This window comes from Kitasatospora sp. NPDC058063 (genome assembly GCF_042885395.1).
Classification (GTDB): Bacteria; Actinomycetota; Actinomycetes; order Streptomycetales; family Streptomycetaceae; genus Kitasatospora; species Kitasatospora lactacystinica.
This window is the reverse complement of sequence record NZ_JBHVSD010000015.1, coordinates 152,657-167,375: the sequence shown is the minus strand read 5'-3', so window position 1 is coordinate 167,375 and position 14,719 is coordinate 152,657. Positions and strand designations below refer to the sequence as shown.

The window sequence follows — 14,719 nt, the reverse complement described above, 5'->3', positions numbered from 1 at the left end:
TCCTTGCCGTCAGCCCCAGTTGACGCTCCGGTGCGCGAACCGGGTGACAGCGCGGCGGGTTTCCGGGCGCGCCCCGCGCGCTGCCCGGCGGGCGACCGGCGCGCCGCTAGATTCTTCCCCGGCTGGAAGAGCGCGGGCCCTGCCGGGCCCCATGACACGGGCGGCCTGCGGGCAACGCGGAAGGTCAAGGCGGGTGGCGGGACAGCGGGGGCGGCAGAGCCGATCCTCCCGCGTCCGCGCCACCGGCCTCGTGATCACCGCGCTGCTCGCCAGCGCCTGCCGTGCGGCCCGTCCCGTCCCGGCGGCGGCTACTTCTCCCAGCCGGTCCTGCCGTAGTCCTCGCTCGCCAGGCCGAAGGCCCCGTAGTTGGCCAGGCCCTTGCGGGTCGCCACCACCTCCGGCCGCTGGTAGAGCTCGACGGTGTGGCCGAGTTCCCAGATCTTCGCGTCCGCCTGGTTGTAGAGCTTGGCCGCCTCCTGCGGGTCGACCGTCCCGGCCGCCTTCTTCAGCAGGTCGTCGATCTCCTGGCTGCCCAGGCGCGAGGGGTTGCTGAAGCTGTTGTCGCCCACCGGGAGCCGGAAGTTGGTCAGGCTCTTGGACAGCGGGAAGGAGTCGGTGTTGCGCCAGCTCGCGATCTCGAACTTGCCCGGGTTCACGTACTTGGTGAAGAAGTCGTTGGCCGCCACCTTGTCCAGGCTGACCTTGACCCCGACCGCCTGCCACATCGCCACCGCCGCGGTGGCCAGGTCGATCTGGGCCTGCGGCGTGGAGTCGTTGAGCACCCAGTGCAGTTCCAGCGGCCGGCCGTCCTTGGTCCGCGGCTGGCCGCCGGACTCCTTCCAGCCCGCCTCGTCCAGCAGCTTCCTGGCCGCGGCCGGGTCGAACTTCGCCCAGTCGCCGGAGGTGTCCTGGTACCCGGTCTGGTTGGGCATGAAGATGTGGTTGCCGAGGGGCTTGAACTCCACCGGCACCCCGTTGTTGGCGATCTTGATCAGTGCCGAGCGGTCCAGCGCCCTGCCGAGCGCCTGGCGGACCTTCCGGTCCTCCAGCGCGCCGGTGCCGCCGAAGGAGATGTGCACCTCGTCCCACGGGCTGGCGGCCCGGATCACGGTGTCCTTGGCGCTCTTGAGCTGCCCGTACGCGGTGGCGGTGCCGGCCGCGGCGTAGTCGATCTCGTTGTTGAGGTACGCCTGGGTCGTCGCCGCCTGGGACATCACCCGGAAGGTGACCTTGTCGACCTTGGCCCTGGTGCCCCACCAGGCCGGGTCCGGGACGAGGGTCAGGGTCTGCGCGGTCTTGTCCGACGTGCCGACCTTCAGCGCGCCCGCGGTGATCGGGATCTTCTCCACCCAGCCCTTGTTGAAGTCGTCCGGGGTGGAGATGCCGGCCGCCGGCATCAGCGGGCGGAACAGGTTCTGCCAGTCGGCGTACGGCTCGGCGAAGGTGACCTTGACCTCGCTCGGGTCGGCGCCCTGCTCGACCGCGGAGATCTGCTCGTAGCCGGACGGGTCGGAGAGGTTGTACGCCGGGTCCTTGCCGCTCGCGGCCTGCCAGTCGGCCTTGAAGTCCAGGTAGCTCAGCGCCTTGCCGTCCGACCACTTGGCCTTGGGGTTGAGCTTGTAGGTGACCACCTGCGGCGAGGTCGAGGTGACCTTGGCGTCCACCAGGTAGTCCGGGTCGGGCAGGAAGGTGCCAGCGGCGTCCGTGGTGAAGAGCGAAGGCTCCAGGTTGCGCATGATCGAGACCGCGGAACCGTAGTAGCCGTCCACCTGCAGCGGATTCCACTGGGTGATCCACTGGTACAGCGGGAAGCGCACCTCGCCGCCGTCCTTGATCTGGTCCAGCGGCTTGGGGTTGAGGTCGTTGGAGCCCTGCCCCGGCGGCTCGCTCCTGGCCGCGCCGTCGACGGAGCCACCCCCGCCCGAGGTGCACGCGGTGACCGCGAGCGCGACGGCGACGGCGAGGGCGGCAGCCCGGCCGAGACGGCCGGCCGTGGTGGAAGCGTCCATGAGGGTCCCCTGGGATCGATGACGGGATGTGGGGCGCGCGAGGTGTGACGAGGCTTGAGCGTGGGCAGCCAATTCGGCATCGAGCGAGCAGAACGTAACAGCGGATCAGACCGACCACCAGGGGGAGGAGCGCACGTCTGATCCAAAAGTCACACACGGCAACACGGACGCAACACCAGCTCAGTGCCCCGGTGCTTCACTCTGACCTGCGCTTTCCCAACTCCCGTGCCAGACCACCCGACTGACGCCCCAACGGGCCCGGACCGAAGGCCAACCGATGCCCACCAGACGCGTCGGCCCCACCCGCACCGCAGCGGGCGGCCGTTGATGCTCCGCTACCTGGCGAAACGCCTGGGCTACTACGCGGTGCTGCTGATCGCCGCCGTCTTCCTGGCGTACGCGATCTCCGCGACCGCCCTGCAGCCGCGCACCTACTTCGACGCCAAGGTCCCCCGACCGGCCGCCGAATCGGTCGAACGCCAGCTCACCGCGCTCAACCTGAACGACCGCACCCCGGTCGTCGAGCGCTTCGGCCACTGGGCCGGCGGGCTGCTCCACGGCGACCTCGGCCGGACCATCCACGACACCCCGGTCACCGACGACTTCGGCCGCCGGGTCCGGGTCTCGCTGCGCCTGCTGCTGATCGGCAGCCTGCTCGGCATGGTCCTGGGCGTCGCGGCCGGGGCCTGGAGCGCGGTGCGCCAGTACCGGGTCTCCGACCGGCTGCTCACCGTGATGTCCTTCGTGCTGCTCTCCACCCCGGTCTTCCTGGTCGCGCTGTTCCTCAAGAACGGCGCGATCACCGCCAAGGACGCGGTCGGCCACGAGGTGATCCCGTTCACCGGCTACGAGACCCCCGGGCTCACCGGCGGCCTCGGCGCCCACCTCGCCGACTGGGCGCTGCACCTGCTGCTGCCCACGATCTCGCTGGCCCTCGGCGGCCTCGCCACGTACAGCCGCTACCAGCGCGGCACCATGCTCGACGTGCTCGGCTCGGACTACCTGCGCACCGCCGAGGCCAAGGGTCTGACCCGCGGCCGGGCGCTGCTCAAGCACGGACTGCGCACCGCGGTGATCCCGATGTCGACCATGTTCGCCTACAGCTTCCTGGGCATCTTCACCGGCGCGATCTTCACCGAGACGATCTTCGGCTGGCACGGCATGGGCGAGTGGCTGATCCAGTCGATCAACGAACAGGACGTCAACTCCGTGGTGGCCGTCAACCTGTTCACCGCCGTCGTCGTCCTCGCCTCCGGCTTCCTCGCCGACACCCTGCACGCCGCCCTCGACCCGCGCGTGCGGTCCTGACCGGAGGTGACCTGAGATGACCACCACCGTCGCCGATCCCTCCGCCCCGGCCACCGCCCCCCGGACCACCGGTCGCGGACGGCTCGTGCTCAAGCGGCTGCTCGCCGCCCGCGGCGCCGTCGCCGGGACCGTCGTCGTCCTGCTGCTGTTCCTGCTCGCCTTCGGCGGCCCGTACCTCACACCCTGGGACTACGCCACTCCCGACTTCTCCGCACTGCACCAACCCCCTTCCGCCGAACACTGGTTCGGCACCAACGGGGTCGGTCAGGACGTCTTCGCGCAGACCGTCCGCGGCCTGCAGAAGTCGCTGGTCATCGGCCTGCTGGTGGCGCTGTTCTCCACCGTGCTGGCCTCCGTGGTCGGCGCCTGCGCCGGCTACTTCGGCGGCTGGGCCGACCGGGCGCTGATGTTCCTGGTGGACCTGCTGCTGGTCTTCCCCGCCTTCCTGATCATCACCATCGTCTCGGCCCGGCTGAAGGGCGCCGGCTGGATCGCCTTCGTCCTGCTGCTCGCCCTGTTCAACTGGATGATCACCGCCAGGGTGGTCCGCTCGATGACCATCTCGCTGCGCGAGCGCGAATTCGTCCGCGCCGCACAGTTCATGGGAGTCCGGCCGCTGCGGATCATCAGCCGGCACATCCTGCCGAACGTCGCCTCCTTCCTCATCATCGACGCCACCATCGCGGTCGGCGGCGCCGTGATGAGCGAGACCGCGCTCTCCTACTTCGGCTTCGGGGTCAAGCCGCCGGACGTCTCGCTCGGCACCCTGCTCGCCGCCGGAACCGGTGAGGCCCCGGTGTTCCCCTGGCTGTTCTACTTCGCCGCCGCCCTGCTGGTGCTGTTCGTCCTCGCCGTCAACCTGATCGGGGACGGGCTGCGCGACGCGCTCGACCCCACCTCCGGGGCCGCGCCCCGCCGTACGCCCCGTACCCGTCGCTCCGCCGGCCGTAGGAAGCACCCGTGACCACCACCGTCGAAACCCCGCTGCTCGCCGTCCGGGACCTGCGGGTGGACTTCGCCGGGCCCGACGGCCCGGTCCCCGCCGTCCGCGGGGTGGACCTCACCCTGCGGCGCGGCGAAACCCTCGGCATCGTCGGCGAGTCCGGCTCCGGCAAGTCCGTCACCGCGCTGTCCGTGCTCGGGCTGCTGCCCGGCACGGCGAGCGTCAGCGGCTCGGTGCGGCTGGACGGACGGGAACTGGTCGGGCTGCCGGGCCGGGAGCTCGCCGCGATCCGCGGCCGCCGGATCGCCATGGTCTTCCAGGACCCGCTCTCCGCCTTCACCCCGGTCTACCGGATCGGCGACCAGATCGCCGAGGCGGTCCGCATCCACCAGCGGGTGGACAAGGCCGCCGCGCGCCGCCGGGCCGCCGAACTCCTCGACCTGGTCGGCATCCCGGCGCCCGACCGGGCCCTGGACAGCTTCCCGCACGAGTTCTCCGGCGGCATGCGCCAGCGCGCGATGATCGCCATGGCGATCGCCAACGAACCCGACATCCTGCTCGCCGACGAGCCCACCACCGCGCTCGATGTCACCATCCAGGCCCAGGTGCTGGACGTGCTGCGCACCGCCCGGCGGGAGACCGGCGCGGCCCTCGTCCTGGTCAGCCACGACCTCGGGGTGATCGCCGGAACGGCCGACCGGGTCGCGGTGATGTACGCCGGACGGGTGGTCGAGACGGCCGGGGTCGACGAACTGTTCGCGGCCCCCCGCCACCCCTACTCGCTCGGCCTGATCGGCGCGCTGCCCCGGCTGGACGGGCGCGGCGGTCCGCTCGTGCCGATCCCCGGCACCCCGGCGCCGATGGCCGAACTGCCCCCGGGCTGCCCGTTCGCGGCGCGCTGCCCGCTGGTGCAGGAGCGCTGCGCCACGGCCGAGCCCGCCCTGGAGGGGGCGGACGGCCACCTGTCGGCGTGCGTGCGCTCGGCGGAGCTCGCCGAGCGGCGGCCCGCGCCGGCCGAGGTCTATCCCGTCCCGGAGTTGCCCTCCACCGCCGTCGGCCCGGGCGACCGCTCCGCCCGGACGCCGGTGCTGTCGGTGAGCGGCCTCGGAAAAACGTTTCCCCTGCTCAAGGGCACCGTGTTCAAGCGCAAGGTCGGCGAGGTGTACGCGGTGGACGGCGTCGACCTGGACCTGCGGGAGGGCGAGACCCTCGGCCTGGTCGGCGAGTCCGGCTCCGGCAAGTCCACCACCCTGTTCGAACTGCTGCGGCTCGGCGCCCCGGAGACCGGCCGGATCGAACTGTTCGGCCGGGACACCGCCGCCCTCACCCGGACCGAGGCCCACCGGCTCCGCGCCCGGGTGCAGATCGTCTTCCAGGACCCGATGGCCAGCCTGGACCCCCGGATGCCGATCGGCGACATCGTCGCCGAACCGCTGCTCGCCCAGCGCACCCCGCGCGAGGAGATCGCCCGCCGGATGCCCGAACTGCTGCGCCAGGTCGGCCTCGACCCGGAGCACGCCGTCCGCTACCCGCACCAGTTCTCCGGCGGCCAGCGCCAGCGCGTCTCCATCGCCCGGGCGCTCGCCGTCCGGCCCGGCCTGCTGGTGCTGGACGAACCGGTCTCCGCGCTGGACGTCTCCATCCAGGCCGGCGTGCTCAACCTGCTCCAGGCGCTCAAGGCCGAGCTGGGCCTGTCCTACCTGTTCGTCTCGCACGACCTCTCGGTGATCCGGCACCTCGCCGACCGGGTCAGCGTGATGTACCTCGGCCGGACGGTCGAGCAGGGCGAGGTGGCCGCCGTCTTCGACCGCCCCCGCCACCCGTACACCCGCGCCCTGCTCTCGGCCGTCCCGCTCCCCGACCCCGCCGCCGAACGCGCCCGCGACCGCGTCCTGCTGGCCGGCGACCCTCCCCCGCCCACCGAGCGCCGCACCGGCTGCGTCTTCCGCACCCGCTGCCCGCGCTACGCCGGGCTGACATCCCCGGCGGACCGGGCCCGCTGCGAGCGGGAACGGCCGGCCCTGGTCGGCGGCGCGCCGGGGGCGGACCACAGTGCGGCCTGCCACCACCCGGACCCCGGAGGAAACTACACAGAGTGATCACTCGAACACGATTCGGTGGATCCGGTCGGCGCCGTGTAAAGTCTTCGACGTCAGCAGGCGCCGCTAGCTCAGTTGGTTAGAGCAGCTGACTCTTAATCAGCGGGTCCGGGGTTCGAGTCCCTGGCGGCGCACATGGCAAGGTCTCAGGCCGTCCACTCCGGTGGGCGGCCTGAGGCGTTTCCGGCCCCGGTGGACCGCTCAGCGGGTGTCGAGCACGGCCGAGGCCACCGCGTCCGGGCGGTCGAACATCACCAGGTGCCCGGCCGGGGCGGTGGTGCGGAAGTCCGCCCCGAGCAGCGCCGCCAGCTCCCGCTGCCGGGCCAGCCACTCCTCGGTGCGGCGGGTCCGGCAGCCGTCGTCGGCGGCCAGCACGGTGACCGGCAGGTCCTCCGCCAGCGGCCGGGCGCTCCGCAGCCCGTCCAGCTCGGCGGCCGTGTCGAGATAGCGGCCGTTCTCCCGCAGCAGCGCGCGCAGGGCCCGCCCGGTGCGGTAGCAGTGCCGCACCAGCGGCGCCGGGGCGAGGTCCTCACGGCGGACGGTGGACAGCCGGGCCGTGGCCCGGCGGACGGACGGGCCCAGCAGGTACGGCACAGCGAGGGCGGTGGCGGCGCCGGCCACCGCCCGGGCCGCCAGGTCGCGCGCGCCGGGCGCCGGGTACGGCCGGGCCGCCGCCTCCACGCTGCCGTCCACCAGCACCAGCCCGGCGGTCCGCTCGGGGTGCAGCCGGGCGAAGGCCTCCACGTGGAAGCCCGCGATCGAGTGCCCGACCACGGTGCACGGCTCCCGCAGCCCCAGGCCGTCCAGCACCGCCCGGATGCGACCGGCCTCGCCGGCCGCCGTCGGCGCGGGCCGCCCGGTGGCGGGCTCGGGGGCGCTCAGCCCGTAGCCGGGCCGGTCGAAGCGGACCACGGTGCGGTACGGGGCGAGGAAGGGGACGACCAGGTCCCAGTCGAACCAGCTGCTGCCGAGGCCGCCGGAGAGCAGGCAGACCGGGCCACCGCCCTCGACGCGGACGTGCAGCGGGACGCCGTCGACGCGCAGGAAGCGCGCCCGGCCGGCGGTCCGCGTTCCGGGAGCGCTCATGCCGGCCTCCGCTCCTGGAACGGCCCCGTCGGAGGGCACCGCTCCCCGTCCCCGGCGCCCCCGCCCGACGGGTCGGGCGCGCCCGCGCGGGCGGAGCGGGCGACGTCCAGGGCCAGCAGGCCGAGCCAGAGCGCGACCAGCAGCACCTGCAGCCGCTGCCCGGCCCCGAGCGCCCAGGTGCCGCGCCCGGCCTGGAAGGCGGCGATCGAGGCGAGGCTCCAGCCGGTGGCGAGCAGTTCGGCGCCCAGCAGCCAGGGCCCGAACCGGCGCACCCCCGGCCACCAGCGGTAGCGGCGGGCCGCCACGGTGAGCGAGACCAGCGCGGTGAGCGCCCCGGCCATGGCGAGGCTGCTGGTGACGGCGTGCGCGGTGTGGGTGGCGGGGACCAGCCCGGCGGTCTCCCGGGCGGCGCACATCTCGTCGCTGGTGGGAGCGCAACTGAGCGGCAGCCTGGAGTCGGCGGCGGTCGCGGCGCCGAACAGGGCCAGCGCCGACCAGCCGGCCAGCGCCCAGCGGTGCCGGCGGGAGGCCCCGACCCGCCCGGTGGCGAGGGCGGTGCCGGCGGCGGCGAGCAGGCAGAGTCCGGCGGCCAGGTCGGTGGCCCGGAACAGGCCGCCCAGCGGCTGGTCCTCGGCGGCGAGTTCGCTGATGTACGCCTGCACCGGGTCGAGCCCGGTGCTCAGCACGACCTCCAGCACCCAGGCGGTGTACGCCACGGCGCTGAGCAGCAGCAGGGTGGCGACCGCCGTCCGTGCGGTGCGGTGGCCGGGCTGGAGGCGGGGCACCGTTCCACCCTAACCAGCGGCGAACTCCGGACCAACCGGAAGGAAAGGGGCAGGTCGGGCAGCCACCGTCCGGCCGGTCCGGGGGTGACCCGCGGCCGGTTCGAGGCACCCCCCGGGAGCGTGTATTGTTTTCCAGGTCAGCAAGCGCCGCTAGCTCAGTTGGTTAGAGCAGCTGACTCTTAATCAGCGGGTCCGGGGTTCGAGTCCCTGGCGGCGCACAGACAGTTGGGGAGCCTCTCGCAGCAGCGAGGGGCTCCCCGATTTTTTGGCCTCCGACGTCCGATTTGCGTGTGATGTCGGTCTCGATCGGCGATTCACCGGAGCCATCCGGCCCATTCTGCTCGTCCAGGGCAGTAGAACCTGAATCGGGACAAAGGTCCCCAACCGCCGATGTCCCCGTCCGTGCCGGCTGCCTCGATGCGCCCGCAGGAAAGGCCGCGCATTGTCCAGAAACGCCCAGAGCGGCCGTAGCACGCCGTCGATCAGCCTCCGCCCGGTCAAGCGGTTCAAGCGCTCCACCGGCCCGGCCGGCGGGTCGGGCCGCACCGGCGGCTCCGACGGATCCGGCGGCAGGAAGTCGCGTCGCCCGAAGCGCACCGGCATCCGCCGGCTGATACCCACCTGGCGGATGACCCTGCTCGGCTTCTGCACGGCCCTGCTGCTCGGCATCGGCCTGTTCGCGCTGGGGATCACCCTGGTGAAGGTGCCGGACGCGCACGCCGCCGCGACCGCCCAGAGCAACACCTGGCTCTACTCGGACGGTTCGGTGCTCACCCGCACCGGTCAGACCAACCGGCAGAACGTCTCCCTGGACAAGGTCTCCCCCGCCGCCCAGCACGCCGCGCTGGCCGCCGAGGACCGGAACTTCTACAACGAGGGCGCGGTCAACGTCCAGGGCCTGGCCCGGGCCGCGATCAAGACCGCCAAGGGCCAGGGGACCCAGGGCGGCTCCACCATCACCCAGCAGTACGTGAAGAACACGTACCTGAACCAGAAGCAGTCGATCACCCGCAAGGTGAAGGAACTGTTCATCGCCATCAAGGTGGACGCCACCGAGAGCAAGAACGACATCCTCTCCGGCTACCTGAACACCTCCTACTACGGCCGCGGCGCCTACGGCATCCAGGCCGCCGCCCAGGCGTACTTCGGCATCGACGCGTCGGCCCTCGACGCCGCCCAGGGCGCCTACCTGGCCACCCTGCTGAACGCCCCGAGCGCGTACGACGTCGCCACCGCGACCGCGGCGGGCAAGCAGAACGCCGTCAACCGCTGGAACTACGTGCTCGACGGCATGGTCAAGGAGGGCTGGCTCTCCGCGGACGAGCGGGCCGCGACCACCTTCCCGGAGGTCCGGGACCCGCAGCCCAACCCGGGCCTGTCCGGCCAGGCCGGCTACCTGGTCGACGCCGCCACCCAGTACCTCACCTCCAGCGGGGTGATCAGCGAGACCGAGCTGGCCAAGGGCGGCTACACGATCAAGCTGAGCATCGACCCGTCCCGCCAGCAGGCCCTCCAGGACTCCGTCCAGGCCCAGCTGCACGACAGCCTGAACCCGGACAAGCGGAAGAAGGACGCGTCCGCCCAGGCCGGCGCCGCCTCGGTGGACCCGAAGACCGGTGCGGTCGTCGCCCTCTACGGCGGCGTCGACTACGTGAAGCACTACGTCGACAACGCCACCCGGCGCGACTACCAGGCCGGCTCGACCTTCAAGGCGATCGCACTGGCCGCCGCGTTCGAGAACGAGGCCAAGACCCAGGACGGCCGCACCATCACCCCGCGCACGGTCTACGACGGCACCAGCGGCCGGAAGGTCCGCGGCGGCAAGGGCACCCCGTACGCGCCGCCGAACGAGGGCGACAAGAGCTACGGCCAGATCAGCCTCCAGCAGGCCACCGACTGGTCGGTCAACTCGGCGTTCGCACAGCTCGCGCAGGACACCGGGCTCCAGAAGGTCAAGGACACCGCCGTCGCGATGGGCCTGCCCGGCAACATCCCGGGGCTCGACCCGGTGCCGTCCATCCCGCTGGGCGCGGCCACCCCGAGCGTGCTCGACATGGCGGGCGTGTACGCCACGCTGGACAACGGCGGCAAGCAGATCACCCCGTGGCTGGTGCAGTCGGTGGACCGCGAGGGCGAGAGCGTGGCACTGCCCGCGCACAAGACCACCCAGGCGATCAGCGAGGACACCGCCAACCAGGTCACCTCGATGCTCCAGGGCGTGGTGAGCGACCCAGGCGGCACCGGCTGGCGGGCGAAGGCGCTCGGCCGCCCGGTGGCAGGCAAGACCGGCACCACCGACGACCAGAAGTCGGTCTGGTTCGTGGGCTACACCCCCGAACTGGTCACCTCGGTCGGCCTGTTCGGCCAGGACCCGGGCACCGGCGCCCAGGTCAGCCTGAGCGGCGTCGGCGGCATCGACGGCGCGGCCGGCGGCCAGTTCCCGGCCCAGATCTGGACCAGCTACATGAAGGCCGCGCTCAAGGGTCAGCCGGTCGGCGACTTCCCGACCCCGGCCGGCGGCGACTCCTCGGGCGCCACCGACCTGCCGACCGCCCCGAGCACGCCGAGCGGCACCCCGTCGACGAGCGCCCCCACCGGCGCCCCGACCACCGGCCCCACCACGGCGCCGGGCGACGGCTCGACCTCGCCGGGCGGCACCGACGGCGGTGCGACCACCGCACCGACGGCTCCGCCGACCAGCCAGCCGACCACCCAGCCCACCCGGCCGCCCCGGCCCACCTCGAAGCCGACGACGCCGACCACCCAGCCGACCGCGCCCCCGACCAGCCGGCCGACCACCCAGCCCACGGGAGGGGCGGACGCGCTCACGGGGGCGGGCGCCTCGGCCGGTGGCTGACGGCTGACGGCCGACTGCCGGCGGCCGACGGGCGGCGGCCGACGGGCGGCGGCTGAGGGCCGGGTGACCGACGGCTGACGGCCGACGGGGACCGGCACGGTCACGGGGCCGTGCCGGAGCCGGTGACTGCGCCATTGCGCACAGTCGGGGGCAGGACCGAATGACGGAATGGCGCCTTACCCGATCACCGGTATGACTGTCACAATGCGGCGGTGCACAGATCAACGGCCTCGCCCACCCTCCCTTCGGGCAGAACCCTCGGCCTCGGCCTCGCGCTGGTCTCCGCCGTCGCCTTCGGCGGCTCCGGCACCGCGGCCAAACCGCTGATCGAGGCCGGGCTCTCCCCACTGCACGTGGTGTGGCTCCGGGTCACCGGGGCGGCGGTGGCGCTCCTCCCGGTCGCCTACCGGCACCGGGACGCCGTCCTGCGCCGCCCCGGCCTGCTGCTCGGCTTCGGCCTGCTCGCCGTGGCCGGCGTCCAGGCCTGCTACTTCGCGGCGATCTCCCGCATCCCGGTCGGCGTCGCCCTGCTCATCGAGTACCTCGGGCCGCCATTGCTGATCGGCTACGTCAAGTTCGTCCAGCGCAAGCCGATCACCCGCGGCGCGGCCGTCGGCGCCGGCGTCGCGGTGGCCGGGCTGGCCTGCGTGGTCGAGGTCTGGAACGGCCTGGGCTTCGACGCGCTGGGCGTGCTCTTCGCCCTCGGCGCGGCCCTGTGCCAGGTCGGCTACTTCGTGCTCGCCGACGCCGGCCGGCACGGCGAGCGCCCGGTCGACCCGCTCGCCGTCAGCGCGTTCGGGCTGCTCATCGGCTCCGTGCTGCTCACCGCCCTCACCCGGCCGTGGCAGGCCGACTGGAGCCGGCTCGGCGGGTCGGTGGTGATGAACGGGCACACCCTGCCCGCGTTCCTCCCGGCCGCGTGGATGATCCTGATCGCGACCGTGCTCGCCTACGTCACCGGCGTGATCTCGGTCGGCTACCTCTCGCCGCCGATCGCCGGGGTGGTCGCCAACCTGGAGGCCGTGGTCGCCACCGTGACGGCCTGGGTGCTGCTCGGCGAACACCTCGGGCTGCCGCAGATCACGGGCGGCCTGCTGGTGCTGACCGGCGCCTTCGCGGCCCAGGCGAGCAAACCCGCGGAGGCGGGCACGGGGGCGGGCGCGGGCACGGGTTCGAAAGCCGGGACGGCCGGGACGGTCGAGGTGTTCGCGGGTCCACCGGCCGACGGGCCCGGGGCTGCCGGATCCGAGGCCGCCGGGCCCGAGGCTTCCGGGGCCGGGGCCGCCGGGGCCGGGGCTGCCGACCGGGTGACCGCCGAGCGTGGGGTCAGCGGCCGGTCCAGCCGAACCAGTCGAGGTGATTGAGCGGCCACACGACGGCCGACACCGGGCCGACCACGTTGTCCACCGGCACGGCGCCACCACCCGGGCCGTGCTGGTGGTAGCGGGAGTCCGCGGAGTCGCTGCGGTGGTCGCCCTCGACCCAGATGTAGCCCGAGGGCACCTTCACCGGCCCGAAGTCCAGCCCCGCGCAGGAGTCGTCCCCGGGGTGCAGGTACGGCTCGTCGACCTTCCGTCCGTCGACGCTCAGCGTGCTGCCCTCGCACTGCACGGTCTGCCCACCGGTCGCGATGACCCGCTTGACCAGGTAGTTGTCGTCCTTCGGCGGGACCAGGCCGACGAAGCTGAGCACCGAGCTCACGGTGTTGGTGACCGGGTTCGGATCGGTCGGCTGCGGCGGCAGCCAGCCCCCCGGGTCCTTGAACACCACCGGCTGCCCCGGCTCCGGCTCCCAGCCGGTCAGCGGCGCCAGCTTGTTCACGCCGACCCGGTCGCCGATCCGCAGGGTGTTCTCCATCGAGCCGGAAGGGATGGTGAACACCTGGAACAGGCAGGTCTTGATCAGCAGTGCGACCACCAGGCCGACCGCCGCCATCACCGGCAGCTCGATCCACCACGGCCGCGGCCGCCGACCCGAACCGCCGGCCTTGCGGCCCCGCGAACCGCGCGCCCGGCGGCGGGCCTCGGCGCGACCGCCGGGCACCGCGTGGGCGTTCGACGCGGAATCGCCGGGAACTCCGGTTCCGCTCGGCGTTTCGGGCAGGTTCACCGCCATCGTCGCTGCTCCACCTCTCCGGCTGGGGAAACCTGCACGCTACGCCAACCGTGGAGCCTGACGAAATCGGTCATTTAGCCGCCGCCGACATCGCCGGAGGCCCCGGGGCCACTCGGGCCCGGGGCCGCTCGGCCCCGGGGATTCAGGAGCGGGCGATGGCCTCGTGGTGGCGGATGACCTCGGCGATGATGAAGTTCAGGAACTTCTCGGCGAAGACCGGGTCCAGCTTCGCGCCCGCCGCCAGCTCCCGCAAGCGCTTGATCTGGTCCCGCTCGCGCGCCGGGTCGGCCGGCGGCAGCTTGTGCTCGGCCTTGAGCCGGCCGACCCGCTGGGTCGCCTTGAAGCGCTCGGCCAGCATGTGGACCACCGCGGCGTCGATGTTGTCGATGCTCTCGCGCAGGCCGGTCAGCTCGGCCCGTACGGCGTCGTCGATCCCCTCGGTCAGGCCGGCGTCGGGGGTCGTGGAGTGGTCCGTCATCGGGGCGGCTCCCGGTGTCTGCAGTGGGCGCCCGACCGTACGGCGGCCGGGCTCGGGCCCGGGCAAATCTAACAGGGCCCCCGCTCCGGCCCCGCACCGTCGGACGGAACCGTCCACGATCCGGACGGCGGGCCGGACCGGACGGTGAGCAGGACAGGACCGAACCGAACCGGACTGGACCGGACCGGACCGGACTGGACTGGACCGGGCGGCGACCCGGTGCTCCGCCCGGCCCCGGCGGCGTGACGCACCGGGCCGGGAGGGCTCTGCCCGTAGGCTGGGGCGTGCATGACCGGACGTGACCGTTCGAACACTCCCTCAGTACTGGAGGAACCGATCGTGGCAACCACCCGCACCGCCACCACCGCGTGGGAGGGCAACCTCCTCGACGGAAAGGGGTTGGTGACCTTCGCCTCCTCCGGGATCGGCGAGTACCCCGTCTCCTGGCCGTCCCGCGCCGAGGCCCCCAACGGCAGGACCAGCCCGGAGGAGCTCATCGCAGCCGCCCACTCGGCGTGCTTCTCGATGGCCCTCTCGCACGGCCTGGCCGGTGCCGGCACCCCGCCGACCAAGCTGGACACCCGGGCCGACGTGACGTTCCAGCCCGGCACGGGCATCACCGGCATCCACCTGACCGTCGTCGGCGAGGTCCCCGGGCTGGACGAGGCCGGCTTCGTGAAGGCCGCCGAGGACGCCAAGGCCAACTGCCCGGTCAGCCAGGCCCTGACCGGCACCACCATCACCCTCACGGCCTCGCTGGCCTGAGCCCGCCCGTCTTCCCCCTTCTCTTCTCCGCCCTCTTCATCTCTTCCGCCCTCTTCTCCATCACCCCCGACGGCCCCTTCCGCCCCCGGGCTCCCGGCCCGCTCCGCTCCGAATCCGGCGCGCGACCGGCGCCCAGGGGCGCGGCTTCGGCGCACGCGCCCCTGGCGCACATCATGTGATGTGCACCGGGGGCGTCCGCACGTACCGCCATTCATGATCACAAAGCGGGCGAATCACCCTGGCGGCGGTCACCGCGTGTTGTCGTCGCGGCCTA

The 14,719-nt window shown here is 73.0% G+C and carries 11 protein-coding genes and 2 tRNA genes; 8 read left to right on the top strand and 5 right to left on the bottom strand.

Features of this window, described 5'->3' with window-relative positions; genetic code table 11:
* Nucleotides 1–308: 308 nt before the first annotated feature.
* On the bottom strand, nucleotides 309–2,009 hold the full coding sequence (locus ACFVUY_RS25615; RefSeq protein WP_387733564.1) for an ABC transporter family substrate-binding protein: 1,701 nt from the start codon (nucleotides 2,007–2,009) through the stop codon (nucleotides 309–311).
* Between the two features lie 327 nt (nucleotides 2,010–2,336).
* Between ACFVUY_RS25615 and ACFVUY_RS25610 the strand changes: the two genes are divergently transcribed.
* The 4 genes from ACFVUY_RS25610 (at nucleotide 2,337) to ACFVUY_RS25595 (ending at nucleotide 6,493) form a co-directional block, all read left to right on the top strand.
* Nucleotides 2,337–3,317, top strand: coding sequence for an ABC transporter permease (locus ACFVUY_RS25610; protein ID WP_387691797.1), 981 nt, complete (start codon nucleotides 2,337–2,339; stop codon nucleotides 3,315–3,317).
* Between the two features lie 16 nt (nucleotides 3,318–3,333).
* On the top strand, nucleotides 3,334–4,281 hold the full coding sequence (locus tag ACFVUY_RS25605; RefSeq protein WP_387733562.1) for an ABC transporter permease: 948 nt from the start codon (nucleotides 3,334–3,336) through the stop codon (nucleotides 4,279–4,281).
* Nucleotides 4,278–6,359, top strand: a complete 2,082-nt coding sequence (locus tag ACFVUY_RS25600; RefSeq protein ID WP_387733559.1) for a dipeptide ABC transporter ATP-binding protein — start codon at nucleotides 4,278–4,280, stop codon at nucleotides 6,357–6,359. Before ACFVUY_RS25605 ends, ACFVUY_RS25600 begins: the two co-directional genes overlap by 4 nt.
* A 60-nt stretch (nucleotides 6,360–6,419) precedes the next feature.
* A tRNA-Lys gene (locus ACFVUY_RS25595) sits at nucleotides 6,420–6,493 on the top strand.
* Nucleotides 6,494–6,560: 67 nt separating this feature from the next.
* Here the strand turns inward: ACFVUY_RS25595 and ACFVUY_RS25590 are convergent.
* Both ACFVUY_RS25590 and ACFVUY_RS25585 read right to left on the bottom strand, forming a co-directional pair.
* On the bottom strand, nucleotides 6,561–7,445 hold the full coding sequence (locus ACFVUY_RS25590) for an alpha/beta fold hydrolase (RefSeq protein ID WP_387733557.1): 885 nt from the start codon (nucleotides 7,443–7,445) through the stop codon (nucleotides 6,561–6,563).
* Nucleotides 7,442–8,230 carry a DUF998 domain-containing protein gene (locus ACFVUY_RS25585; protein WP_387733554.1) on the bottom strand — a complete coding sequence of 263 codons (789 nt, stop codon included), beginning with the start codon at nucleotides 8,228–8,230 and terminating at the stop codon, nucleotides 7,442–7,444. The genes ACFVUY_RS25590 and ACFVUY_RS25585 overlap by 4 nt, the downstream gene beginning before the upstream one ends.
* Before the next feature lie 144 nt (nucleotides 8,231–8,374).
* Between ACFVUY_RS25585 and ACFVUY_RS25580 the strand changes: the two genes are divergently transcribed.
* From ACFVUY_RS25580 to ACFVUY_RS25570, 3 genes are all read left to right on the top strand, one after another.
* Nucleotides 8,375–8,448, top strand: a tRNA-Lys gene (locus ACFVUY_RS25580).
* 224 nt (nucleotides 8,449–8,672) lie between these two features.
* On the top strand, nucleotides 8,673–11,087 hold the full coding sequence (locus ACFVUY_RS25575) for a transglycosylase domain-containing protein (protein ID WP_387733552.1): 2,415 nt from the start codon (nucleotides 8,673–8,675) through the stop codon (nucleotides 11,085–11,087).
* A gap of 212 nt (nucleotides 11,088–11,299) precedes the next feature.
* A complete protein-coding gene (locus ACFVUY_RS25570) occupies nucleotides 11,300–12,451 on the top strand; it encodes a DMT family transporter (protein ID WP_387733550.1) in 1,152 nt (383 codons plus the stop codon).
* Here the strand turns inward: ACFVUY_RS25570 and lepB are convergent.
* Nucleotides 12,414–13,202, bottom strand: coding sequence for a signal peptidase I (gene lepB / locus ACFVUY_RS25565; RefSeq protein WP_387733548.1), 789 nt, complete (start codon nucleotides 13,200–13,202; stop codon nucleotides 12,414–12,416). The genes ACFVUY_RS25570 and lepB overlap by 38 nt on opposite strands.
* 142 nt (nucleotides 13,203–13,344) lie before the next feature.
* Nucleotides 13,345–13,680, bottom strand: coding sequence for a chorismate mutase (locus ACFVUY_RS25560; RefSeq protein ID WP_359901835.1), 336 nt, complete (start codon nucleotides 13,678–13,680; stop codon nucleotides 13,345–13,347).
* Between the two features lie 339 nt (nucleotides 13,681–14,019).
* Between ACFVUY_RS25560 and ACFVUY_RS25555 the strand changes: the two genes are divergently transcribed.
* Nucleotides 14,020–14,445 carry an OsmC family protein gene (locus tag ACFVUY_RS25555; RefSeq protein WP_387691777.1) on the top strand — a complete coding sequence of 142 codons (426 nt, stop codon included), beginning with the start codon at nucleotides 14,020–14,022 and terminating at the stop codon, nucleotides 14,443–14,445.
* Nucleotides 14,446–14,719: the final 274 nt, after the last annotated feature.